Origin of the sequence: Staphylococcus sp. IVB6214, from assembly GCF_025558585.1 — a bacterium.
Taxonomy (GTDB): Bacteria; Bacillota; Bacilli; order Staphylococcales; family Staphylococcaceae; genus Staphylococcus.
In genome coordinates, this window is the sequence record NZ_CP094723.1 from 2,115,568 (window position 1) to 2,141,070 (window position 25,503).

The window sequence follows — 25,503 nt, forward strand, 5'->3', positions numbered from 1 at the left end:
GCTATTTGTCCACCTCATCCATAATTTGTTTTTGATATGTGTATTGTTCAGATGGAAAGGTACTATTTTTCACTTCTACATCATATTGTTTTAACGCTTCGATACCGATAGAGAAGTCTCCATACTGTTTAACAAATTTTGCTGTACGTTCTACACCATAATTTAACATATCGTGATAAACAAGCACTTGTCCATCTGTACCATTCCCTGCGCCAATACCAATAACAGGAATCTCCAACTGTGCACTGATATGCGCTGCAAGATCACTCGGCACCGCCTCAAGTACAAGTACCACTGCACCCGCACGTTCTACTGCTTGTGCATCCGCAATCAACTTCTCTGCAGCCGCCTTCGTCGCACCTTGCATACGATACCCCATCACACCAACGCTTTGTGGCGTCAATCCTAAGTGTGCAACGACTGGTAGACCAATATGTGTTGCCTGTTCGATAAATGCTGTTAAGTGCCCGCCTTCTACTTTGATTGCATTTGCTCCACTTTGTTGATAAAGTTTTGTCGCATTTTTCAGATCTGTTGCCAAGTCAATACCTACTGTTCCAAAAGGCATATCAACCACAACATACGTATCTGGTGCGCCACGTCTGACCGCCTTCGCATGATGCAACATATCTTCAAGTGTGACATCGACGGTACTCTCATAACCGAGTACTGTCATGCCTAGCGAGTCACCAACCAGAATCATATCAATCTCTGCCGCTTCTACCTGCTTTGCACTTGGGTAATCGTACGCCGTAACCATTGAAATTTTTTCGCTTGCCTGTTTCATTTGATGTAAATCTCTTAAATTTTTCAACTGTGACACCTCTTATTTTCCATTGTTTTTATCTTAAAATAAGCGCTTACAAAATTTAATTTGTATTAACTTTGATTTTATACTAAACGCCCCTTATAGTGAACATAAATACACTTAAAGGGGCGATATCATGTTAAATATTGCTGTCATTGGAGCAGGCGCTGTTGGTACTTCGATTGCCATGTTGCTACAACCGGCCATGCCTGTCACATTGCTCGGACGCCAACCAGACATTCGTATTTACCATGACCGAGAAACACAAATGGAAACAACAGTTAATGTACACGCACTTGACACACATCAAGCAATTTTTGATGTCATTTTTATCGCAGTAAAAACGCATCAGCTCGCAACTGTGACACCACATTTATCACGCATCACACACACAAACACACGTATCATCTTAGCGCAGAATGGATATGGACAACTTGATTCTTTAACACACTACCATGCATACCAAGGTGTCGTTTATATCAGCGGTGAAAAGAAAGGGCAACACGTCACGCATTTTCGAGACCGACGTATCCATGTTCAACATGACACATGTACTGAACAACTTGCACAACAACTGGTACACACCAAGTTAGAACTTGTACTTGAAGATGATATAGAACATACAATTTGGTATAAGTTACTCGTCAATTTAGGCATTAATACAGTGACGGCACTTACACAAGATACCGCTCGTATACTCAAGCATCCAGACATCTATAAGTTGTGCCGTCAACTTCTTCTAGAAGGGCTTAGCGTTGCGAAAGCATGCGGCGTAACATTCCCAGAAACGACCGTAGCGGATATTATGCAGATATACACTGGGTACCCGGATGAGATGGGAACAAGTATGTACTATGATGTAAAAAATAAACAACCTTTAGAAGTGGAGGCGATACAAGGCTATATTTATCGTCAGTCACAACTTCACAAACTTCACACTCCTGTACTTGAGCGCGCTTATCATAACTTAAAACAATTAGATACCATAACACCATAAGCAAGGGGGCTGAGACATAGGCGCTCAATTTCCCTTCAAAAAAAGCCGTTAAAATTCTTTTTTAAGATTTTAACGGCTTTTTTCTTATTATTTACTAAAAAACTAGCACTTATCTGGCTAGTTTTCTGATGTTTACTGCCATAAGTGCGATTCCTAATTCGCATTCAACCTTTGATTGAGTGCGAACTGATAACCTTTGGAAACCCAAATTAGCCTTCAGATTTCCAAATGCTGATTCGACATCTATTTTTCGTTTTTTGTAGATGCCTTTCGTTTTTGGATCTGAAAGCTGCTTATTTGTGAATGCTTTAAAATAATCCCAAGTTGGATTTTTATATAAGCTTTTTGTTGTAGTTGGGTTGGTTCTGTAATTCATACATTCATTTCGTAAAGGACATCCAACACAATCTTCACATTTATATAATTTGAAATCTCTCTGATAACCATATCCGTCTCTTCTTTTTCTATAACTTTTGAAATGCAATTCTTTGTTATTCGGACATACATAATAGTCATCTATTTCATTATATTTCCAATTAGCTGTTATGAATGGATTATTTTTATATTTTCTTTTCTTCTCTTTTAAATACATACTATATGTGATGAGTAGTGTTTTCTCGAATTCATCAAGAATCATCGTATAGTTTTGTTCGCTACCATATCCCGCATCAGCTACAATGTACTCTGGAATGTCACCGTATAATTCTTTGATTGATTTTAAAAAAGAAGGAAGTGTTCGCGTATCACCCGGATTACTATACACACCAAATGCCAAAATGAACTGATTGTTCGTCGCAATCTGCAGATTATAGCCAGGCTTTAATTGTCCATTCTTCATATGATCATCTTTCATTCTCATAAAGGTCGCATCATGATCTGTTTTAGAATAGCTTTTTCTGTCACCATAAATTTCCATCTGCTCATCATATTTTATTTTACGATCTTTAAAATCTTTGATTGCTTTTTTATATTTTCTAACTTTACTTCTTTGTTTTCTTAATGTCTTTCTTATTTCTACACTTTGAGATGCTTCAATTTTAGAAGTGAGCGTTTCATTTTTATCATCTAAATGCATCTCAATACGATTTAATTCTTCTTTCGTTAGTTCATCAGAAGATTCTCTCTTAATTTCAGGTATGATCTTCTCTGAAATTAACTGTTTATACACCGCATTGGATTTTTCAATAACCCCTTTACTAAAATGCTTAGTGCTACCTAGCCATTGAAAAGTATATTTATTGGCATTAGCCTCTATCTTCGTTCCATCTATATAAAGGGCGTCTTCTGTAATCACTTTGTCTTCTAATAATTGCGCTCTAAGACCCACAAATAGAACTTGTATAAAATCTATCATGTGTGGATTAACTCTAAAGCGATTGATTGTACGATATGAAGGGACTTGTCCTTGAGCTAACCACATCATACGACAACTATCTTTAAGTAGAAATTCCATTTTTCTACCAGAAAAGACAGACTGTGTATAGCTGTATAAAACGATTTTTAACATCATTTTAGGATGATAAGATGAAGGACCTCTATGGTTGTAATATTGATTAAAAGTTTCTTGGGGAATAGATTCTACAAGTTTATTAATAATGAGGGCAATATCACTCTCGGGAAAAGAAATTTCAGTTTCAATTGGCAGACTAAGCTGAGAAATGTTATACTCTTTATACATATAAGGCACTTCCTTTCATTGTTTTTGTGGTTATTAACAATTATACGGGAAGTGTTTTATTTTTTTAAATGATATCTATAAAAAAGGTCTAATTTAGTGTTTTTCGACACCAAATTAGACCTTTTTTGTAAAAGAGCTGGGAATTATGTCCCAGCCCCTTTTATTTTAAAAACATCGTGTACCAATTGTGTTCATTATAAACATGGATACCATGTTGTTGAAACAAAGCAGTTGTCACACCAACACCTTGTATTTTTGTGCCATTGAATTGGCCATCGTATACTTCCGTACTGCCACAAGACGGACTACCGTCTTTCAGAATCACTGTATCAATATGATATTGTTGTAATATTTGGAGTGCTTCCTGTGCACCAAGTTTAAAAGCTTGCGTTACATCTCTCCCCGATTGTGTTCGCACTTCGCGATGTCCTTTCCATACAGACAACCCATCCCCATTAATCATTTCCGAGGGTTCGCGTGGGACGGACAACCCGCCAAGTACTTCTGGACAAATTGCAATCGCTTCTCCACGGTCGATCAACTGCTTCAATGCATCTTGTTGCTTATGACCGCCATCATAACGAACCGCTTCTCCAATTAAACACGCACTTATCCCAATCATGCCATCACTTCCATTCTCATCCATTTCCTTTCATGGTAGCATATACCCCACCATAGAAAAAGGTCACCCAAATAATGGATGACCAAGTCAGTGCTAGTATTGTTTTTTGAAGTTAAATGGCGCAATCGGATTGAAAGTCCAAGCAATCAATAAACCGACAAGCAATGATATCGCTGTAATATGTGCCCATTCGACATTGCTCGCTACAAAACCTGCAATCGAAAACCCTGCAAAACTCAACAATGATGTCACTAAAAAAGTGATCAACATCTTCATCATGTCTTCCTTCCCTCCTGATACAAAATGAAAAACGCCCATTCTGTCTCTTAGGCGTTTACACGTCAATGTAATAGAACGTATCGAAAAATGTTGGGGTTATTCTTTGTTGATACGTCTCTTTCTTTAGTCCACCGCTTACTCTAACATACTAAAATGCTTTTTTGAACACTTCTGTTTCAATTCGAGTCATATTCTTTGAGCCATCCCTTTACAAATCTTAAAATTAACTTATCAACATCATAAAGAAAGAGACGACAAACGATGACACGTATTTCACTGACAGTTGGAGACAAAACATTTCATGCAGCACTTGATCACAATCCGACAACACAAAAGCTTTTAGAGAACTTACCAATCACGATTTCAATGACAGACTTGCATCACAACGAAAAATACTATACGTTCGATACATTATTTCCTACACAACAAGAAGCCATACAAACCATTCAATCTGGAGACTTGATGCTATATGGCTCAGATACACTTGTCCTATTTTACGAAGACTTTTCAACACCTTACACCTATACAAGATTAGGGCGTTTGTTAGATAACACAGGCCTTCGTGAAACTTTAGGGCATGGCGATGTCACAATCACAATTAACAAAGACATATAAGAAAAAGAGGCAGAACCAAACGATGTGCAAAATAGCTTTTAAAATTTTGCTGAAATCGTGTCGGTTCTGCCAAAAATCCAGCTTTTGGGCCACCGTATATTACTTTCCTAGAGTACAAATTTATTATGACTCAACGCTTTTATGTGTATGACAAATTTTATCGTTTTAATTCATTTTCTAACCAAGCAACAATCTCCGCAAAAATATTTTGATTGTATGAACTTTCGTTTAATATTTCATGTTGTAAGCCATCGTATATATGAATCGATTTATGTTCAGATCCGATTTCATCGAATAGTTGTAATGAGTCTTTATAACTTACAAGCCCGTCTTCTTTACCATGCAAAATTAAAACATTATCGATGAACTTTTCAGCATTTGCTTTCAAATATTCAACACCATCTAAGAGTGTAAAAATCAATCCCATCGAAATTCGTTTCGCATTCAAATCATCCAGCTCATATTTCTTCATAACATCTGGATCAGAACAGACACCTTGACCTAACTCGTTATTCACATATGTTTCAGGTGGAATATTGCGATCCGGATACCCAAACAACTCTAACTGATAACGTGTCAACGCTCCAGAAGTAATAATACCATCAACCGTATTCGGGTGTTTCGTTCCAAACAGTGTTACCGTATATCCACCCATACTGTGCCCTAACAAGTATACTTTTCCTTCGAATGTTTGCTTCACATACTCTACAACCGCTGATAAGTCTTCTATAATCTCATCAATGCGACTATAAAATGTTTGTTGGTCACCCGAATGACCGTGACCACGTTGATCGTAACGAATAACATTGAACTGATTCGCATTCAAATAGTTCGTAATCTCATCATAGCGTTCTAATGATTCTGCCAATCCATGTACAATAATGACGTTCGCTTTAGCCGATTCTCCAACAATATCGTTCACTTTCATATGAATCATCGTGCCATCTTCAGAAGTTACATGTTTGATGTAGTTCATCATATCCACCCCTCAATTAATATTGTATCGCTTTCATTTAATATAATGAATATTTCATCATTTGTCACTTCACATCTCTTGTATCTTCAAATTTATATCATTCACACAAATAAAGAATATTCATCTTTGTTCTTTAGCCATTGAAATACACATTGATCGGTTATGATTTTAATATGATATGCGCATTCAATAAAAAGCTAGAAATCCCTTTTCAGAACTTCTAGCTTTGATATCTTATAAGCCTTTCACTTTTCTTCTAAATCTTAATAACATCACACCTAGAACCGTTAAGAAAAATCCAGCTATGAAAGAGCGGTTCGTATGCATCTCACCCGTTTGTGGTAACTGTTTTTTCATCGTTTGACCTTGATGTTTCATATTATCAGCCACTGCTGTGTCTTGTGAATTTTCCATATTTGATACATGTACTGCTTGCACAGAAACAGGATTAAACTGTGGTGTCATACCAGTTGTCACTGGCTTCACATCAGAGTTCGCAACATTAATAGGCGTCTCAGATACTCTATGCCCAGTATGAGAAGAAACAGGCGACATTACAGACTGCTCAACATGATTTTCTTCTGGCTTATCTTTCAGTACTTTGTCATCATTCGTACGCATATCTTTTTTAGATGAATTTTCCATCTCTGATGACTCATCTTGTACTTCAGATGATTGTGTTTCATCTTGCTCTGGAGCGGGATTCACCGTCTCAGACGCACCATCTTGTGGCGTCGCTTCTTCTGGCTTACTTTGCGGCTCTTTCTCTATAAAGCTTGTAATCCAATCATACAGTTCAGACGTAATCGGCGTTCCTAACGTGCCATACTCATTTCCACGTGTACCATACGTATGTACCGCAATGATCTCACGTGTCTTATCTAATAACACCGGTCCTCCCGATTGCCCTTCTGAATTATGCATCGAATATTCAATCGTCCCTTGTTCTTGAACTTGAATAATTTTCCCATCTGCATGCCATTGATTTTGTGTTACAGGATTTTTGTCTGCTGGGTAGCCTTGACTGTATACTTTTTGTCCAATCATGCTTCGATCGAATTGTTTAATACGATAGGGTGGAATTAAATCACCAATGGATTGCCCTTTTTCATTCGGCTCCAACTCAATAATACCCATATCATACTTGCGCCAAGGCGTTTCTTCATATTGTTCAGGTACATGCATGGCCTTAATTTTAAATCGACCATAAGGTTCTTTATCACCGTCTTTACCTGGTATCACATAACCACCTGTCATATAATCTCGTGGTGTATTATTGTTATACAGCACATGTCCAGCGGTTAACACTAAATTTTTGCCGATAACAGCACCAGTCCCATCGCCACCTTTAAGGCTTTCTATTTGCCCCGTATAATTTGCATTATCCGTATGTACGAGGGCTGTATCATGCTTGACCTCATCTCCCGTCAACTTTCGACGCTTATCAATCAGATCACCATCTGCATCAAAGTTCGGGTCTTTTGACGTATCATATGTAAAGTTCTCTTCCGGTTCATCTGTGCTTTCTTCAGTCTCATCAGCATCTTCTGAATCATCTTCTTCAACCGCTTGTGCTTCATATGTATCTGCAGTCGCTTGTTGTTTGTTTGCTATTGATGATGGTTGTGTTTCATCAGTGTAAGATGTTTGATCATCTGGTTTTGTTGCCGCTTCACTTTCTGCTTGCTTCCCTTGTGATATTTGACTATATTCATGAAGCGTCGTGTTTTGTTGTGGTGTTTCTACCACTTCATTGGCATGTGCTACTTGTGTCGGGTATACAAAATATAAACCTGTTAAAACAAGTGGAATCTTTATGTAATTTAATTTACGCATTACTATTCTCCTTTCTCTATTTCTCATGTAGTATATCCTTATTTTTATAAATAATCAACTTATTTGTTAGGTTAGGCTAAATTTTGTGTGATCACTGAAATACTTACCAAATAAGATTTGAAAATAATATAATGTGTTTCAGAAATAATACTTTCCTAAAATATTTTACTATAATTAAAACCCTCAAATATCGAAGCAGATCTCAGTAAAAATCATTTCTGCTTGTAGCGTATTTAAGTTTGCTTTGATATTATATTGTGTACATAGTAATTTGGGCACTTAAAACCTTGATAACAACTTATGTTACAACAATCAAATGTTGTTCTATGCTCTTCTATATTAGAATCGTATTAAAAATAAGTTGTTGACTCTCATATTAATAGGTGATATTATTTCTTTATAAATTCAGTTAACTCACCTATGAGAGTAGTCGCCCCACCATAAGGGGATAGACAAAATCATGGGTTTTTTTGTGTCTCCATAAATTGAGGAGGCATTACTTTCAAATGAAAACAGCGATATTGGTAGATGGTGGTTATTATCGTAAAAGAAGTACAAATGTATTTGGAAAATTAACAGCTAGAGAACGTGCAAATGAATTATATAGCTATTGTAATAGGCATTTAAAAGAGGATAATTATGGTTCAACAACATATAATGAGTTGTATAAAATTTTTTACTACGACTGCCCTCCTATAAACAAGCAAGTTTTTCATCCTTTATTTGGGAAAAATCAAGATTTTAGTAAAAGTGAAACCAAACAATGGACAGAAGATTTTTTTAAAGAGCTCTCAAAAAAACGTAAAGTTGCTTTAAGGTTAGGCGAATTAAATGAGACCACTGTATATTACAATCTTAAACATTCAACTACCAAAAAACTAATGAATAAGACTAAGAACTTAGATCAATTATGTGAAAATGATTTTACCCTTTGCCTCGCACAGAAAGGTGTCGATATGAAAATCGGCTTAGATATTGCTTCCTTAGCTTATAAAAAACAAGTTGATAAAATTGTATTGATCTCTGGTGATAGCGACTTTGTTCCTGCTGCTAAGTTAGCACGTATAGAAGGAATCGATTTCGTACTAGATTCTTTAGGGGCAAATATTAAAGATAACCTTTCACTCCATATTGATGGTCGCAAAACTTGTGATAAAAAATACTTAAAACAAACTACACTATAACCCTATAATGGAGTTTTATTCATTATTTATAGTATATATTGCACACAATAGTGGTGCATATCTGCAGAGTGCATTTATTTACCTACTCACTTATCTATACAGACGTACAAATACCTACTTCCACCAAACGAAAAGACCTTGCACACCCTTATTGGTTGCAAGGTCTTATTTTATCTGTTAAAAACTACTTCCGTTTGATGATATGTAATCTTTCTCATAATACTTTATAACACTTGATTTTCTATTAAAAAAATTAACTCAGCTTCTTTTCCCAATTATTAGGCATTTTCATATATCCAAGGACTTCATATATATCAATCGCTGATAAACTTTCTTCTAATTTTTCAACTTCTCTATTAATCTCATCTAGCATAGCTTGATTTTCAGTCTTTTCAATGAATTTACTTATTAAAAATATTACAGAATAAATACTAAATTTCATATTTGCTTTTGCATTAAAATCGCTTTCTTCCGGTGAGGGTAATGCCTTTTTAAAGGACAAATATCTATCTTTTAGGGGAATATTATGTTTAAAACAATACAACCTTTCATTGTGTGCACATACATTTCTAGCTAAAGTTAGAATTTCTAATGTCGATTCAAATTGTTCAATAGTTTCTTGTTCGACTTGAAAACCCCATTTTATGCCCATAAGTTTCATGACTTTAACTTTAATGTCTTTGTTTAAAATAGTAAAAAATTTACTTATATTACCAAACATTAAAATATTAAACAATACCCACATCGGAATATATCCGTGCTCATCTTTATATTTTTTTATAGAAGAATTATCCTTTTTATATTGAGAATTAATTTGATTGTAAGCTATTTCTTGAAATCTAGAAAAAGTGTCTTCTTTTTTAGAATTTGATGTATCATAATATTTTTTATTTATATAAGATGAATCTTTATGTAAAGTGTCTTTTTCACTTTGTGCCAAATTTTCATCGTTAAGAAAATGAGAAAAAAATGATTGCGTAATGCAATGTTTCACTTTCTCTTCAATTTTCAATAAATATCGCAGTAAAGTTATCCTTAACGCTTCATCAAATTTGTAAATTGCCAGCAATTGATCTGGAGTTGTTCCGCTAATGTATCGCTCACTTTGAGTACCCTTCTCTAAGAAAAGATCTTTATAAGCATTGACAACATTATAATAATTATAATTACTAATTACTTCTCTATGTATTGATGACTCCTTGTTAATAGTCATATTTCTCTCTTTTAAGATTTCAATTCGCTCTTCATCCGTTTTATAAATCTTCTCTGACACTTTTATTACCACCCCTTTGTAAAAAAAAACGCCTGCCAGACGTATCTGGCTAGGCTGAATCACTATTTATAATATACCATATCTAAATTCATACCTAAACCCTTTTCTAGAATACTATATATTGTGTCTTTGTAATCATAAAGAGAAAATTTTATAATACTCTCAAAATCTTTTACCACTCTTGTAAAACAATAATAAGATCATTTACATCAATCAAATAAGCAGCAACATTCTAAGGAGCGCTAGCAGATATACTGCTCACACTTCTCCCTTTATCCAATAATCTCTTTGTCATAAAATAACAATATACATCATAAAATTTTTTTAAATTTTGAAGTATCCATAGAAAATTATATATTATAAATAAAACAGGAGCTGAGCACTATGTCTCAGTTCCTGTTTTTAAGATGTAGAAATAAGTGTAATGGCAGTAGGTGTCTGAAGTGAAAATGTGTTTTTACAAACTTTTTTCACTTCTAGTCACCCTTGCCGGGGTGGGACACAAAAGGATTGCTATACCCTTTTATGCCCCTTTTCACCTTGCAACTTACTATAAAACCAATCTTCTGAATCTATCTTATTATTCAAGCTTATTCCCACTCGATGAAATGAGTGTTTTTCGTTAGTTTTTATCTACTTATAACCATTGATATTACAGTGTTTTTATAGCTTAATACTTCTCATCAATTAACATCACTTCATAATTAACGTATTCAAATACGTATTCAAAACCTGTAACGCGTGATGATTTTTATATTATATTAAACGTGACTAGTTTCTACTGCTTTCCATATTAAAATTCCCTTTACAATAGGCAATTATTTCCCTGGAACTGTACACTATGTTCTTTTTAATTTTATGAATTTTAAATAAGTTCCCATTCTCCATATATACTCTAGTGGGCCATATGTAAAGTATTTGAACCACATTACACTGAAGAAAATTTGAATAACATAGATCACTAAACACATAATTAAGCTGTGGGTCATTGATATTTCTGCTTTAAAAATACATTGTGTGTAAAATAATATAAGTAGCGTTTGAAAAATGTAGTTCGTCAAAGCTAATCTGCCATAGAATTTTAAAGGAGATAAGCATTTAAAACCAAATTTTGTCTGCGTTATTACAACGATTGTTAGGACATAAAACAAGGATATGAAAGGGGACGTTAATGTTATTAAATGATCAAACAGTATTCTTCCTTGAACGTAAGTTTCTCCATAAACCCCGGCTTTTTCAGCAACAATGTAATTTGGATAACTGTAAAACGAAAATAATAAAATAAAACTAATTAAAGCAAATACTGCTGATATGCACCAAGCTATACGCCATAAGTTAAAGTTTTGATTTAACTTTTCAGGCAATCGATACTGGCCTATGGCTAATCCAATAATAAAATAAGGTAATACCAATATTATTTTTACATCCAAAATTGTAATTGCTATTAATAATAAAATACCTATAATTAAATTTATTTCCTTTTTTAAATGGAAAAATATTAATAATACCAGCCCTACAATAGCGTAAACATTTAATGCTTCTCCTGGTTGTAGTTGCATATGTATAAAACCAAATACGTATAAAATTAATAATCTTCTTATATACAATAAATATTTATTTTGAGGTTTATAGGCAGCTCTTTCCATAAATATGTAAAACCCTATACCAAAAAGCGTAGAGAATATTGCAAAAAATTTGCTTTCTATAAATATACTCAAAAAACTTGCATACATAGCGTCAAAACCATCTATAGGCATTTTTAAATCTACTAATTTAATTCCTGCTACATTAACCAATATAATTCCTAATAAAGCAAAGCCTCTTAAGTAATCTAGCAATTCAATCCTTTTATTTACCATATAATAACCTCCTAAGAACTCTAGATGTAATTTTATCTGAGGTTTATTTGAATGTTAATAGGTCCATAGAACTATTCCATATTAATTTTATATCTAATTCCTCTTTTGTTTCGTGATTTCTATATAAAAAGCGACCAAATAAGACCGTCTTTTGAAGTATAAATAGATACTGAATAAATAACTAATATTAAACACCTATTAAACCTTTATACTAAACGTGTCTATACTAAATATATTTTCCCAACTTAATAAACGAAGTAGCTATTAGTTAGAAAAATACAGTACACGATTAAACGTCTCAATTAAATAACATCGTTTATTAATATCATAAAAAAAAGGCCAACCATTAAGGTTAGTCTGTTAGTTAATCATTGTCCTCTACGACAAATAATCGTGTAAATAACTTACCATAAAAAGAGAGTAGCTGCAAGGGGAACTACTCTTTGAGAAAATACAATTTATTTAGACAATTAACAGAAATTCCTAATAAGCTTAAAACATACACTACTAAAAAAAGTCAGTTACCTTTTGAATTAAATAAAAGAGCGACTATTTATAGTCGCCTAAAGATTTAAGTATAATATCTAAAACGAGATACTTTTCACAGTATATTTTAAAATTAATAAAAATACAAACGAAAACACCGCCTAATTAAAGGCAGTGGTTTTGCATTAATCATCTACTGAATATCATCAACAAATTCTGGCGTCACAAGACTCACATCTAATTTATCTGTAAACAAGCTGTGGTACTTCCCTAACATATCTCTTGCTTTTAAGCGATCACTTGGCTTAATTGGAACTTCTACAAGTTCCACATGTTCATTGTAGACAAGGTTCATACGTCCAGTGTCTGGGTTCTTTTCAAATGAACTTCGCTTTACCACCACTTCTTTTGTTTCAGTCTCATCACCGACTGCTGCATTGGTTAACAGATGTAATAGCTCTTTGGCCGTTAAAATACTGTCGTCCATTACTTTATCCTGTTGACTTTTGATATATTCATCAACCTTTTCATTACGCAACAATCTACTTCCTGTTACATGTGCTGAATTTGGCGCATAGCCTGCTTTTATAGCGCTTTGCGTGATGTTTAGCGTCTTAATATACTCATTCACAAAACGGACTTGTCTAGGCGTTAATTCACTCATTCTATCACCTCCATTATTTTATCTAATAATTTCCCAAACCATTGTCTGACTGATTCTGTGGAACATTCTAAAACTTGACTAATATCTTTGTAACTATCCCCATGTAATAAAGCATCGAAGATATAGAATTCTTTATCTGTGGCCACTTGGTCAACTAACATCTCTAAGTGATTCTTTAGAATGTGATCATCTACATTATCAGTTTCTATCCAGTTATTTATGTCGGTATGACCAATGCTAAAGAAGTCATCAGTGTTGAAATCATCATCTTTTAGTGTGTCATCATTATCAATTTGCTTATGATAGCGATATATGAAATCTTTTATATGCTGCTTATCCATTGTTACACCACTTTTAACATGGGTTTCTTATGATACGCATTCACACGTTCACGCTTACTATTTTCAATCATCATATCCCTTTGTTTTTGACGCGCTATACGTTGTTTAATGTTGAGGTGGTATAAATCGACCTGTAGTCGTTCAATCACGTTATAGGGCTTATATCGACCATTTGACCGCATGTATCTTACAACTTGTTTCTTTTCTTTTTCAGTATATTGATTAAGGACAGACTTTAATACCTCCATATTACGCATAGAACGCTTTTTATAATTTACTAAGCCAGCTTTCGCCTCAATAATTTTAATAGCCAACTTTTCAATAGGATAAGAGACGGATACAACGCCGAATATTTCATCACACGTTGTCGTAGACGTATTCATATGATACATACTCTCGATTTGAAACTCACACATCTGAATTTTCTTATTAATAAACACTGGGTTATATTGTGTTAATAGTTGATACTCGGATAGCTTATTGCCATTATTACGATAATATAAAACTTTCCTTGCCATTTTCAGTTTCATTTATCCACCCCTATATAGAGAGCCTACCCAACAAGGATAGGCTTCATTTATATTATTTTCTAAAATAAGGTTTGTCCTGTGAGCCATACTTTTTAGCTTTGGCATTTTTAAGTTCTTCGTTGTAACGGTCACTTAATGACTTAAGCGTAACACCGTCGTAATCGGTATCCTTTGTCACTACAACGCCGCTATGTTTCATGCCAACTTGTTCAATAACACTATAATCATAGGCAAGCTTCTCATATTCACTATTGTTTTCATATGGGTGCAGAACGTTTTGTTTTAACACTTCAAATGCATGTGCTACCTGTTGTTCTTCCGTATCATTAAAACGTTCTGAAATTATCTTTTGTAAAAGACTCAACTCGAAAATATCGACATTTTGAGCGTCAACGGTATTAATATGATTCATAATTTCACCATTACTATAAAATCATAGCGTGCTTGCAAGTTTTGACGACGAATTAATTCTTCTTGTGGATTCTGCACCTTATCCGTTGTAGTTTCTTTTTCAATTTCATCAATACGTTTGGCGATATCATCTAAACGCGTCTGTGCATATGTCTTAAACGCATTTTCTAATTCTTGCATTTTAGGTTTTTGTTGTTCATCAATGGCATCTAAGCGATACCCTTTTAAAAACATCGTTGATGATTCTTTTAAAAAGCGATCTACTTTATTTAATAAGTCTTGATATTTGTTGTCATCAAAGAAAATATTCCAAACTTCTGTTTGTTGCATAGTCAAATATACCTACTCTCTATTAGTTTTTATTTATACTTCAATTTCTTCTAGGGCTTTTAAACGGTTCTGACTGCCCTCAATTAAGCCTTTAATACTTTTGATAGCTTCTATCTTATCGGTTTGTGTTTTGATGATGTAGTAGCCCCTAGCATCTTTTTTATAGCTATATCCGATAGGATAATGATAATTGATGATTAAGCTTGTAATGACCTGTGTTAACCATCTATTGTTTGCCTTATTCACTTCATATCCCAATTGATTAAGCAGCTTTGTTTTAGTAATATATTTATTAGACGTATTTCTTATCACATTGAGTACTTGGCGGTGTTCATTCGGTAAGTTGTACGTCTTTTCGTTTACTTCAAATTCGCTCATTCTCTCACCACACTTTCTGTTATTTGCTTACTCTAATTATACCAAAATTACACTGTTGAAACAAACTTATGTTCGGTATAAACCGCATTATATCAGGTGTTTAGCATTATTTCATGTTCACTTCAAAATGAACATCTAAGGGGTTTATTGCAAAAATACAAACCAAAGCTAAAAGAACAAATGTTCCTACTAAATTTTTCGAACAAAATACGAACAAAAGCCTTTTGCCCTTTATTCAAATCACGAACATTAGCATATTTTAGTTTTCGATAAATTTAGTTAGTATTTATATAGGGCTACAAACATCATGCAGCCCTGTGATTGCTACTTACTCAAGTTATAATACGATGCCTTTAAATCATTCAATTTACGTTCTAACGCTTTGTAATCCTCTTGTGTAGCTTTTTCATCTTGTACAAATTCCGTTACTAATTTAAGTCCCTCAACAAGCTCATGTGCGGGTTCATTAACCCCTGCAGCCAACTGATACAACACTACAATGTTACCTATCACATCGGCATTACTAGACTGAACCCCCTCTAATTCTTCAACATTCACTCCACCTTCCATGTACTCAAACATATCCGTGTTATTACTTTCAACAAACGTTTCTAATCCATACATGAAATACTCATCTTCAAATAAACTTTTGGCCATCATATCGCTTATAGAAAGCGTTGTACCATCATGTAGTTCATATCCTGTATAATGACCCTCTATACTTCTTATAAGCCCCTCTGTGTGCTTAGGAGATGCTAATTCAAACGATTGTCTTATTTTGCAATCTTTAATGTATACATGGCCAAACAATTTACCTCTCATGACAATATAAACGACATCAAACGGATCATTGTAAATTTTAAAAGCAAAATGGTTATCTCTACTACTTTCTAATAAACCTGTATAGTACCTTAATAACGTACCTGCTCGTGTTTCAAATTGATTTGCGATAATTTCTATGTTCATATCATTTAACCTGCCTTTTAATATACTTTAGATAATTTTTCAATCTTGCTAAAACTAAATCAAAACTCCCTGTAGCTATTATTTTGTAGCTTGTCCTATTGCTTGAATTAGGAATATAACTCTCACGCCATGCAACCCAACTATTATTGGTATATTCAAAATATACTGTTGAGACATGGCTTATTGAGCAAAAGTAAATTTCATTAGAGATACCTGTAATTAATCCCAATCCTTTTACTTTCTCATCGTAATCATATTCTTGTTTAACGGCTTGCACTTCTAACTGTCGCCTCCCAATCTCTCTCTGTAAAAATATCACCATTTTTGTTATCACCTATTAAAACTCTTAACGGTTCAATATCCACGTTACATTGGACTGCATAGCTTACTGCCTTAAATAAATCATTGTTTCTATACTCGCTTTGACCATCTACAATACGTTGGTAAGCACGTTTTCCTTCTCCACCTTTGCCACCTCTAATATGATCAAAGCTGTAATTAGGCAGCGCTCTTTTTATTGAATAAGGCTCTAATATTTGTTGAACGTAGTTTCCAGATTTAGAAAATATACGCTTTTCAAATTTCCCCTGATAAAATGCAACGCTTTGGCCATTATGAGTGTATTTACCTTTTGTTGTAACACTACCTGCAAGTACAAAGTAATTGTTTGGATGAGCTTTTATATCAATAGCGGGTAAATATCCGATTTTTTGACTATAATCTATATCCTCTCTTTTCTTAAATACGATATGCTTGCCACCACTAGCCGTTGTCTGAACTAATGTGTTTTGAGCATTAGTAACAACTTCTTTGTAGTAAGGTATTTGTTTTAAGCTCTCAAAGCCACTTTGTCCTTCTTCATGATCTACATCTATATCGATACACCACAAACCTCTTGTTAAGACACCTAACACACTCGCTTTATGGTATTGAGTAGAGTATCGTTCTATAAAATCATCAGTTATCACATTATTTGCAAATGATACAGTCGGCTTCTTTTGTTCATTAAGAGGGATAATTTCAATTTGCTTTTTTAGTAATTTCTTCGCTACATGATAACCTGTCATCTAATGCCTCCAAAGGTGACTAACCCTTATAACCAGTATTTTCTCTATAACTACTAATACACTTAAAGCACTACTATGAATCTATAAGAAATATAAGATATAAGGGTTAGCGACTGATTTATTAACTTTTCAAAGGTTATAATGAGAGATATTAAGAGTTATTCCTAACCCTAATCATTTATTAATGATAACGCCATGTTAAAAAGATCTTTATTCCCAACTTGATGTACTTTTGTATTAACCCCTTCAATCCACTTTTGATTGTTAATACTTATTCCGATTTTCTTCATATCTTCTTTAGCGTTTTTGTGCCTCAAATTTTTGTAATCCTGTTCAATTAACCTTTGTAATATTTCGTCTCCAGCTAATACAAAATCTTGCTTGGACAATGTTCTTAACAACGTTTTTTGTGTTTCTGTTAGTTCATCTTCACTAAAGTAATGTTTGAGTGTAACGTCTTTAAATCTAAACTCACGCCCACATTCTTTTAAATATTCAAGACTCGCAATTAAAAATGAAACTGCAGCAGAAACAGACGCTTTCCCATTGGGTTGTACATAATCCCAATATGGTTTGAAAACTGTGTAACGTTCTTCGTCTGTCTCATTAATAGGTCTATCCTTTAAAGATATTTTGACTGTACGTGATTTATTAGCTGTCATTTCACCTGTATCAACACTTTCATTAGTATCTAGGATTAATAAAGCATTGTTTTTAAACGTGAATGCGTTTCTACCTATACCACGTCCAGATATTGTTTCTCCTGTCGCAATTTTCCTTAATATACGCATCATTTGTTTAGTAATCTCACCAGTCTCATTTGCATGTGCTATGTCTGCTCCATAAAAGTGCATCCACTCATTAGCGGACTCAAACCCACCAGAAATAAGACTGTCAAAATTCACTTTATTAACTTTCATTAATCTTTCAAAAGTTGTCATGAATAAACCCTTACCTGATCGCCCAAAGTCTTTAATTAGAAAAGTCTTTTCAGCTTGTATGATTTTCATTTTTCGATACATAGCATATGCGTGCACCAACTTTAAATTGTTCTTGCTTTTCTCATTATCAGTTACAAGCGAGTAAAAATCGTTAACTACATTCAAATTAATATCTTTGAAATCAACATCATATTTAACCTTATATAAGCTGTTTTCTTTCAGTTCACTCTTTGATAAAACTAATTTCTTACAGTTATAAGTAAAATCGTTACCCGCAAAGGTATAAGGAAAAATGTTATACTCATGTTTGGTTGTAAGATGTTCACGATACAGCTCTAGCATCACATCTAAAAAATCGAGTATTTGATACTTATTATCTACTGGATAAGTAAGTGCAAAATTAGTGTTATCTATCATTTCATATTGATTTTTTTGAACTATAACGAAACACTCTAATTCATCAGAATAGACAACCTTATTTGCAATCAAATCAGCAATAAATCGCGCATAGTTGTTAAAGTGTGCTGACTTAAAAGTAGATTGTTTTTCTTCTTCACCATCTTTATGAATAGTTTTAACATTGACCGTTCCATAAACAACCCCAATTTCTCTTGGTTTTATGGTATAATCTAGAGTGAGGTTATTAATATAATCACCTGCTATATCATCTTTTTCACGATGATACACATTACCTTTATTGTTAAAAATCTGCTTTTCTGTTGTAATAGATGCAAAATTAATTCTTTTACTAATCTCTTTAATTTTAGATAGGTTGATTGTTGACACATAATCTAACTTTGAATGAAACTCGAAGTGTTTTTTGTATAGTGCTACTTCGTCCATCAAGACACCCTTTCTAGAAAACTTTATTTTTGTTACCATATTAGTAGTATTTATTTTGCTAAATACTCTTGCTACGCGTTTAGTGATTCCTCGCCAAAGTTCTCACTAGACGCTTTTTTTAATTGTAATTTCAATTCATACTCTTGTTTTTGTGCTTCAATTAATCTCTCATACATAATTTCGATGGCTTTGTGCTTGTTGTTATCTTTTAGCAATTCAATTGCTTTTCCATAGGTGTCAGCTTCAATAGCATTCGCTGTATATAGAATTACATCCTTCACACGATTAACTTTTTTATGATCATATTTCTTTTTAAATAGTTTCATCATTCATTCTCCCCTTCAAAAACAATATTATTTTCAATCATTTCCATAACCACTTCACAAACAAACTGTAAATGCTGTTCTCTATTGTAAATTTCAGTCCATTCTTTACCGTCTTGCGAAATCTTATGTTCAAATTCTGAACGAGGATCATTAACAGTTGATTCTAGAATTTCATAAATCTCTTCAAATAAATTATTCTCCATACTTAAATACCTCCATATTTTTTAATCCTTCAATTCCTAGCAATGCCAACACACAGTAAAAATATGCTGCTATTGCTAAATGAAATTCCAATGTGCTTAGTAAAAAATAGGCGAGTAACACCATCAGTAAAATATTCTTCATATTGACCTCCATAATAGGTTTGACTTCTCACGCGTTGCAGGCGTTTCAATTCTTCATTTGTTCAATTACATCTTCAATGTCATGTCGGTCATGACGAATAGTCTTACCGATTTTAACTTTCCGTAAGCCATTCATTTCCCATTCAGTTATGACTTTATGAGTTACGTTGTACTCTTCCATTACTTCTTTCTGAATAAGATATCGCTTACGTGATTGCTTAACTTTTTCCAAAGCTAATTTCTCAGCGATATTAACTATACTATCGACCAACTGTTGACTAGCTTGCTCACTTAGGAATGGATGTTGAATCATAAGAATCACCTTTCTGATAATATTGGTGTTTTTTTTGCAAATACTGTTCAAACTTTTCAATGTTCACCAAAGTAAGATTTCCGCTAATATTGAAATACATATTATCAACACCTAAATTATTATCGTCATAAGATTTAAGTAATCTATAAATAGTTGAATAGCTACAATTAAATAAATCCCCTAATAATTTTGGTTTAGCATATAGTTGCTTATTAACTCTTTGATCATTATATTTTCTTGACTTGCACATCTAATTCACCTCCCTTTGAAAACAATAAACCGTTTTTGTTATTTCGGTTTCTCATATCATAGCATAGCCTTTCTAGAAAAAGCAACCACTTTTGTTTTTTGTTTTCTAAAGATGCAATAAATGGTATATTTTATGTGAGGTGATAATATGTGCGATGAAAATGCCATAGCTAAAAAAGTTGGATCCTACTTAAGAAAGGTTAGAGAAGGTAAGAATATTAAATTACGAAAATTCGCATCGGATATCGACTATTCTCATGGTCATGTGAGTAGCATTGAAAATGGTAAAAAAGGAATTCCAAAAAGCCAATTTTTAGAAAAATATTTAGATGAACTTTCTGATTCACATAAAGAATACAACTTCTATGTGAACAAAATCTCAGAGTTGTCAGAAGATAAAATAAAATTACCGTTCATTGAATATGTGGATATAGATAAAGCTAGAAAGTCTTTATCAAAAGGCTATCTAACCGAATCAGAAAAGAAATTCATAAATAACCTTGATACTATCTCTGCCCCTTATGAGTATAAATACATAGAGGGTGATGAACATGAAATGATTGTATTTAGCCAACCTGTAAACGATCTACATTACCACTTGAATGATAAAAACAATAGAAAGTTTTACAAGAAAGTCGAATTAGATGAGATAGACAGAAAAAACGTAGAAATTTTGATGGATAGCTATTTCAAGAGTAAGATTAACTTGCAAAAGCAATTTAAAAACCAGTTAATTCATGAAACTATAAATATTGAAGATTTAAATGAAATTATAGAAAAGTCTAGCAAAAATATTAATTAATGGATTTTTAATTACTAACTTCCTTTAGTCATCACGCCAAAAGGTAGCCATTCCTTAACGGCGTGTCAATCCAATCTCACGCGTTGCAGGCAATAGAAAGGATTGATTTATATGATTAAGAAATACAAGAAAAAAGACGGTTCTACTGCCTATATGTTTGTTGCATATTTAGGGACTGATCCAATTACGGGTAAACAAAAGAGAACCACTAGACGAGGATTTAAAACTGAAAGAGAAGCTAAGATTGCAGAGGCAAAACTTCAAACAGAGGTAAGCCAAAACGGCTTTCTAAACAACGATATAACGACGTTTAAAGAAGTATATGAGTTATGGCTTGAACAGTATCAGAATACTGTGAGAGAAAGCACATATCAACGTGTTTTAACTTTATTTGATACAGCTATATTAGAACATTTTAATGATATACCTATTAAGAAAATAACCGTGCCATACTGCCAAAAAGTTATTAATAAATGGAACAAAAAGTACTCTGATATTAAAGCTATACGAATATACACATCTAATGTGTTTAAATATGCCGTAAGCCTTAAGATAATCGCTGATAATCCATTTACACATACAAAAGCACCTAGAAAAAAAGAAACGCAACAAGACGCGTCTATGAAGTATTATTCAAGTGATGAATTGAAACAGTTTTTAACTTTTGTTGAAGATGACCCATTATATTATGCTATTTTTCGAACATTAGCTTTTACTGGCTTTAGACGTGGGGAATTAATGGCTTTAACATGGAACGATATTGACTTTACTAAACAAACCATATCTATTAATAAAACTTGCGCAAGAGGTGCAAATTATAAACTGGTAATACAAGAGCCTAAAACTAAATCATCCCATAGAACAATAAGTATTGATGATAAAACTGCAAATGTATTGAAATCATGGCGCACTCATCAAAGAGTGGAGTCTCTTAAATATGGTCACAATACCTCTGACAAACATCAATATGTTTTTACTACTGTACGTGATAATAAACCCTTATACCCAGAACATTGCAATAAAGCATTGGACTTAATTTGTGAGAAGAATAATTTTAAGAGGATTAAAGTTCATGGCTTTAGACACACACATTGTTCTCTGTTATTTGAGGCTGGTCTATCTATTCAAGAAGTGCAAGATAGATTAGGTCACGGGGACATTAAAACAACTATGGATATTTACGCTCACGTAACTGAAAAACAACGTGATCAAGTGGCTGATAAATTTGCAAAATACATCAATTTTTAAGCATAACGTATTCAAAACGTATTCAATGCAAAATAAAAAAGGCTAGAAACCGCATAATAACGGTAATTCTAGCCTATCATTTACTATATATAATTATTCCCACTCGATGGTACTTGGTGGCTTAGATGTAATATCATACACAACGCGATTTACGTGATCCACTTCATTCACGATACGTGTTGAGATTTTTTGTAATACTTCCCAATCGATACGCGCGAAGTCACTCGTCATACCGTCAATTGATGTTACTGCACGGACACCGACTGTATAGTCATACGTACGATAGTCACCCATAACGCCGACTGAGCGAATGTCTGGTAACACTGTGAAATATTGCCAGATTTCACGTTCTAAGCCTTCTTCACGAATCACTTCACGTAAAATGGCGTCTGATTCACGGACGATTTCCAACTTATCTTCTGTAATTTCACCAAGAACACGGATACCAAGACCTGGTCCTGGGAATGGTTGACGCCATACGAGATGTTCTGGAATACCCAGTTCGATACCTAATGCACGCACTTCATCTTTGAAAAGTGTGTTGATTGGTTCGATCAATTCGAATTCCATATCTTCTGGTAGTCCACCAACGTTATGGTGTGATTTGATTGTTTGTGCGGTCTTCGTACCAGACTCGATTACGTCTGTGTATAACGTACCTTGAGCTAAGAAGTCAACGCCTTCTAATTTAGATGCTTCGTCATCGAATACGTATACGAACTCGTTACCGATGATTTTACGTTTCTTCTCAGGATCTGACACACCTTCAAGTTTTGACATGAAGCGTTCTTTCGCATTCACACGAATAATGTTCATGTTGAATCCTTCACCGAACTGCTCCATTACCATGTCGCCTTCACCTTTACGGAGTAGTCCGTGGTCAACGAAGATACATGTCAGTTGGTCGCCAATCGCTCTGTGTAATAACACCGCAACAACTGATGAGTCTACGCCACCGCTCATCGCACATAAGACTTTACGGTCGCCCACTTGTTCACGGATTTTTTGTACTTCGATATCGATGAAGTTTTCCATTGTCCATTGACCTGTACAATCACAAACACGACGCACAAAGTTTTCTAACAAGTCGTTACCAAACTCTGTATGACGTACTTCTGGGTGGAATTGCACACCGTAGATGCGACGTTTTTTGTCTTCAATCGCCGCATATTGCGTACTTGGGCTATCCGCAATCACTTCAAACCCTTCTGGAATTTCGATCACTTTATCCGAATGACTCATCCATACTGTTTGCTCTTCTGGTAAGCCGTGGAATAATTCGTCAGACTTCGCTTTAATGATGGCTTTTCCGTATTCACGTTCGTTTGCACGCTCTACTTTACCGCCTAAAAGTTTTGTTGTTAATTGCATACCATAGCAAATCCCTAATACTGGTACGCCTAAGTCATAAATTGCTGGATCAATTGTGAACGCATCGTCTTCATAAACCGAGTTCGGTCCACCTGATAAAATGATCCCTTTAGGATTCATCTTTTTAATCTCATCTAATGAAATCTCATGATCATGCAGTTCACTGTACACGCCCATTTCACGAATACGACGTGTAATAAGCTGATTGTATTGACTTCCAAAGTCTAGGACAAGAATCAGTTCTTGTTCTTTTGCCATTTCCATACTGTTGTACTCCTTTAATCTTAGAATGAGTAGTTAGGTGATTCTTTTGTGATTTGAACATCGTGTGGGTGACTCTCTGCTAAGCCTGCCGCACTCATTTTTGTGAATTGTGCTTCATCACGTAATTGTTGCAAGTTGTGTGAACCTGTGTATCCCATACCACTCTTCACACCACCAATTAATTGATAAATCGTTTCTTGTAATGGCCCTTTATAGTCGATACGACCTTCTACACCTTCTGGTACGTATTTTTTAGGTGTTTTGTCTTCTTGGAAGTAACGATCGTTAGAACCGCTTGCCATTGCACCTAATGAACCCATACCACGATATACTTTGTATTGACGACCTTGGAACATTTCAACTTCTCCAGGACTTTCTTTTGTACCTGCTAACAAGCTACCAAGCATCACTGCATGTCCACCAGCAGCAAGTGCTTTTACGATATCGCCTGAGAATTTAATACCACCGTCAGCGATGATAGCTTTACCGTGTTTGCGTGCTTCGGTTGCACAGTCGTAAACTGCTGTAATTTGTGGTACACCGACACCTGCAACGACACGTGTTGTACAGATTGAACCTGGTCCAATACCAACTTTAACAACATCTGCACCCGCTTCGAATAAAGCATTGGTACCTGAAGCTGTTGCAACGTTACCTGCAATCACTGTAATTTCTGGGTATGTTTCTTTGATAAATTTCACTTGATCGATGACACCTTGTGAGTGACCATGCGCTGTATCGATAACAAGTGCATCAACGCCTGCTTCTACAAGTTTCTTCGCACGAATTGCTGTGTCTTTTGCAATACCGATTGCTGCAGCAACGAGTAAACGTCCATGTTCATCTTTGGCTGAGTAAGGATATTCATGTACTTTTTCAATATCTTTAATTGTGATAAGTCCTTCTAAAACGCCATCTTTAATTAGTGGTAACTTTTCGATGCGGTGTGATTGAAGGATTTTTTCCGCTTCTTCTAAAGTTGTACCAACTGGAGCTGTAATCAAGTCTTCTTTCGTCATAACATCTGAAATTTTTATCGAGAAGTCTTCAATAAATCTCAAGTCACGATTTGTAAGGATACCGACAAGTTTACGTGTCTCTTTGTTGTCAACAATTGGCACACCTGAAATACGATATTTACCCATCAACGCTTCTGCTTCGTACACACTTTCTTCAGGTGTTAAGTAAAATGGATCTGTAATGACGCCATTTTCTGAACGTTTTACTTTTTGTACTTCGTCTGCTTGATCTTCAATGCTCATATTTTTATGAATGACGCCGAGACCACCTTGACGTGCCATTGCGATTGCCATTTTTGATTCTGTTACTGTATCCATACCTGCTGATACAATCGGAATGTTTAACTTAATTTTGTCCGATAATGACACACTTAAATCTACCTCTTTTGGTAATACATTTGATTCAGCTGGAATAAGCAATACATCATCAAACGTTAGCGCTTCTTTAACAAACTTGTTTTCCCACATTTCTATACAGCCTCC

The 25,503-nt window shown here is 34.4% G+C and carries 29 protein-coding genes; 5 read left to right on the forward strand and 24 right to left on the reverse strand.

Annotated elements, in window-relative coordinates; translation table 11 throughout:
• Position 1: 1 nt before the first annotated feature.
• Positions 2–814, reverse strand: coding sequence for a 3-methyl-2-oxobutanoate hydroxymethyltransferase (panB, locus tag MUA51_RS10395; protein WP_262559784.1), 813 nt, complete (start codon positions 812–814; stop codon positions 2–4).
• 130 nt (positions 815–944) lie between these two features.
• Here panB and MUA51_RS10400 point away from each other — a divergent pair, with 130 nt between their 5' ends.
• Positions 945–1,805: an oxidoreductase gene (locus MUA51_RS10400; protein ID WP_262559786.1), complete on the forward strand. Its 861-nt coding sequence runs from the start codon at positions 945–947 to the stop codon at positions 1,803–1,805.
• A gap of 109 nt (positions 1,806–1,914) precedes the next feature.
• On the opposite strand, the gene MUA51_RS10405 is transcribed toward MUA51_RS10400, so the two are convergent.
• From MUA51_RS10405 to MUA51_RS10415, 3 genes are all read right to left on the reverse strand, one after another.
• Positions 1,915–3,483 (reverse strand): IS1182 family transposase, encoded by a 1,569-nt coding sequence (locus MUA51_RS10405; RefSeq protein WP_262559755.1) that lies wholly within the window; start codon positions 3,481–3,483, stop codon positions 1,915–1,917.
• A gap of 160 nt (positions 3,484–3,643) precedes the next feature.
• The gene (locus MUA51_RS10410; protein WP_262559787.1) at positions 3,644–4,105 is read right to left on the reverse strand and encodes a 2-thiouracil desulfurase family protein; all 462 of its coding nucleotides are present in this window, start codon (positions 4,103–4,105) and stop codon (positions 3,644–3,646) included.
• A 93-nt stretch (positions 4,106–4,198) separates the two neighbouring features.
• Positions 4,199–4,384, reverse strand: a complete 186-nt coding sequence (locus tag MUA51_RS10415) for a hypothetical protein (protein WP_262559788.1) — start codon at positions 4,382–4,384, stop codon at positions 4,199–4,201.
• Between the two features lie 261 nt (positions 4,385–4,645).
• On the opposite strand from MUA51_RS10415, the gene MUA51_RS10420 reads away from it, so the two are divergent.
• A complete protein-coding gene (locus tag MUA51_RS10420; RefSeq protein WP_262559789.1) occupies positions 4,646–4,999 on the forward strand; it encodes a cyclophilin-like fold protein in 354 nt (117 codons plus the stop codon).
• 157 nt (positions 5,000–5,156) lie between these two features.
• On the opposite strand, the gene MUA51_RS10425 is transcribed toward MUA51_RS10420, so the two are convergent.
• Positions 5,157–5,975: an alpha/beta hydrolase gene (locus MUA51_RS10425; protein WP_262559790.1), complete on the reverse strand. Its 819-nt coding sequence runs from the start codon at positions 5,973–5,975 to the stop codon at positions 5,157–5,159.
• 234 nt (positions 5,976–6,209) lie between these two features.
• Positions 6,210–7,811, reverse strand: coding sequence for a trypsin-like serine protease (locus MUA51_RS10430; RefSeq protein WP_262559793.1), 1,602 nt, complete (start codon positions 7,809–7,811; stop codon positions 6,210–6,212).
• A gap of 506 nt (positions 7,812–8,317) precedes the next feature.
• On the opposite strand from MUA51_RS10430, the gene MUA51_RS10435 reads away from it, so the two are divergent.
• Positions 8,318–8,995, forward strand: coding sequence for an NYN domain-containing protein (locus MUA51_RS10435; protein ID WP_262559794.1), 678 nt, complete (start codon positions 8,318–8,320; stop codon positions 8,993–8,995).
• A gap of 253 nt (positions 8,996–9,248) precedes the next feature.
• On the opposite strand, the gene MUA51_RS10440 is transcribed toward MUA51_RS10435, so the two are convergent.
• From MUA51_RS10440 to MUA51_RS10515, 16 genes are all read right to left on the reverse strand, one after another.
• A complete protein-coding gene (locus tag MUA51_RS10440; protein WP_262559795.1) occupies positions 9,249–10,268 on the reverse strand; it encodes an Abi family protein in 1,020 nt (339 codons plus the stop codon).
• Positions 10,269–11,107: 839 nt separating this feature from the next.
• The gene (locus MUA51_RS10445; RefSeq protein ID WP_262559796.1) at positions 11,108–12,127 is read right to left on the reverse strand and encodes a DUF418 domain-containing protein; all 1,020 of its coding nucleotides are present in this window, start codon (positions 12,125–12,127) and stop codon (positions 11,108–11,110) included.
• Between the two features lie 679 nt (positions 12,128–12,806).
• Positions 12,807–13,277: a terminase small subunit gene (locus MUA51_RS10450; protein WP_262559797.1), complete on the reverse strand. Its 471-nt coding sequence runs from the start codon at positions 13,275–13,277 to the stop codon at positions 12,807–12,809.
• Positions 13,274–13,618, reverse strand: a complete 345-nt coding sequence (locus MUA51_RS10455) for a pathogenicity island protein (protein ID WP_262559799.1) — start codon at positions 13,616–13,618, stop codon at positions 13,274–13,276. The genes MUA51_RS10450 and MUA51_RS10455 overlap by 4 nt, the downstream gene beginning before the upstream one ends.
• A gap of 2 nt (positions 13,619–13,620) precedes the next feature.
• Entirely contained in the window at positions 13,621–14,148 is a 528-nt protein-coding gene (locus MUA51_RS10460; RefSeq protein ID WP_262559800.1) for a spore coat protein, read from the reverse strand.
• A gap of 52 nt (positions 14,149–14,200) precedes the next feature.
• A complete protein-coding gene (locus tag MUA51_RS10465; RefSeq protein ID WP_262559801.1) occupies positions 14,201–14,560 on the reverse strand; it encodes a hypothetical protein in 360 nt (119 codons plus the stop codon).
• On the reverse strand, positions 14,557–14,889 hold the full coding sequence (locus MUA51_RS10470; protein WP_262559802.1) for a hypothetical protein: 333 nt from the start codon (positions 14,887–14,889) through the stop codon (positions 14,557–14,559). The genes MUA51_RS10465 and MUA51_RS10470 overlap by 4 nt, the downstream gene beginning before the upstream one ends.
• A gap of 33 nt (positions 14,890–14,922) precedes the next feature.
• On the reverse strand, positions 14,923–15,267 hold the full coding sequence (locus tag MUA51_RS10475) for a pathogenicity island protein (protein WP_262559803.1): 345 nt from the start codon (positions 15,265–15,267) through the stop codon (positions 14,923–14,925).
• A gap of 324 nt (positions 15,268–15,591) precedes the next feature.
• Positions 15,592–16,233, reverse strand: a complete 642-nt coding sequence (locus MUA51_RS10480) for a pathogenicity island protein (RefSeq protein ID WP_262559805.1) — start codon at positions 16,231–16,233, stop codon at positions 15,592–15,594.
• A gap of 1 nt (position 16,234) precedes the next feature.
• Positions 16,235–16,510: a pathogenicity island protein gene (locus MUA51_RS10485; RefSeq protein WP_262559806.1), complete on the reverse strand. Its 276-nt coding sequence runs from the start codon at positions 16,508–16,510 to the stop codon at positions 16,235–16,237.
• Complete coding sequence (locus tag MUA51_RS10490) at positions 16,497–17,300, reverse strand: bifunctional DNA primase/polymerase (RefSeq protein ID WP_262559807.1); 804 nt, start codon at positions 17,298–17,300, stop codon at positions 16,497–16,499. Before MUA51_RS10490 ends, MUA51_RS10485 begins: the two co-directional genes overlap by 14 nt.
• 170 nt (positions 17,301–17,470) lie before the next feature.
• A complete protein-coding gene (locus MUA51_RS10495; protein WP_262559808.1) occupies positions 17,471–19,084 on the reverse strand; it encodes a phage resistance protein in 1,614 nt (537 codons plus the stop codon).
• A 71-nt stretch (positions 19,085–19,155) separates the two neighbouring features.
• A complete protein-coding gene (locus MUA51_RS10500) occupies positions 19,156–19,413 on the reverse strand; it encodes a hypothetical protein (protein WP_225906173.1) in 258 nt (85 codons plus the stop codon).
• Entirely contained in the window at positions 19,410–19,613 is a 204-nt protein-coding gene (locus MUA51_RS10505) for a TscA family type II toxin-antitoxin system antitoxin (RefSeq protein ID WP_262559809.1), read from the reverse strand. The genes MUA51_RS10500 and MUA51_RS10505 overlap by 4 nt, the downstream gene beginning before the upstream one ends.
• Complete coding sequence (locus MUA51_RS10510; RefSeq protein WP_262559811.1) at positions 19,603–19,755, reverse strand: hypothetical protein; 153 nt, start codon at positions 19,753–19,755, stop codon at positions 19,603–19,605. Before MUA51_RS10510 ends, MUA51_RS10505 begins: the two co-directional genes overlap by 11 nt.
• Positions 19,756–19,800: 45 nt before the next feature.
• On the reverse strand, positions 19,801–20,067 hold the full coding sequence (locus MUA51_RS10515) for a DNA-binding protein (RefSeq protein WP_262559813.1): 267 nt from the start codon (positions 20,065–20,067) through the stop codon (positions 19,801–19,803).
• Between the two features lie 397 nt (positions 20,068–20,464).
• Between MUA51_RS10515 and MUA51_RS10520 the strand changes: the two genes are divergently transcribed.
• Together MUA51_RS10520 and MUA51_RS10525 are read left to right on the forward strand one after the other, a co-directional pair.
• Positions 20,465–21,118 (forward strand): helix-turn-helix domain-containing protein, encoded by a 654-nt coding sequence (locus MUA51_RS10520; protein ID WP_262559814.1) that lies wholly within the window; start codon positions 20,465–20,467, stop codon positions 21,116–21,118.
• Between the two features lie 111 nt (positions 21,119–21,229).
• Complete coding sequence (locus MUA51_RS10525) at positions 21,230–22,366, forward strand: site-specific integrase (protein ID WP_107387896.1); 1,137 nt, start codon at positions 21,230–21,232, stop codon at positions 22,364–22,366.
• Positions 22,367–22,459: 93 nt separating this feature from the next.
• Here the strand turns inward: MUA51_RS10525 and guaA are convergent, their stop codons facing one another.
• Together guaA and guaB are read right to left on the reverse strand one after the other, a co-directional pair.
• Positions 22,460–24,001 carry a glutamine-hydrolyzing GMP synthase gene (gene guaA / locus MUA51_RS10530; RefSeq protein ID WP_262559816.1) on the reverse strand — a complete coding sequence of 514 codons (1,542 nt, stop codon included), beginning with the start codon at positions 23,999–24,001 and terminating at the stop codon, positions 22,460–22,462.
• 20 nt (positions 24,002–24,021) lie between these two features.
• On the reverse strand, positions 24,022–25,488 hold the full coding sequence (gene guaB / locus MUA51_RS10535) for an IMP dehydrogenase (protein WP_095118045.1): 1,467 nt from the start codon (positions 25,486–25,488) through the stop codon (positions 24,022–24,024).
• Between the last annotated feature and the right edge of the window lie 15 nt (positions 25,489–25,503).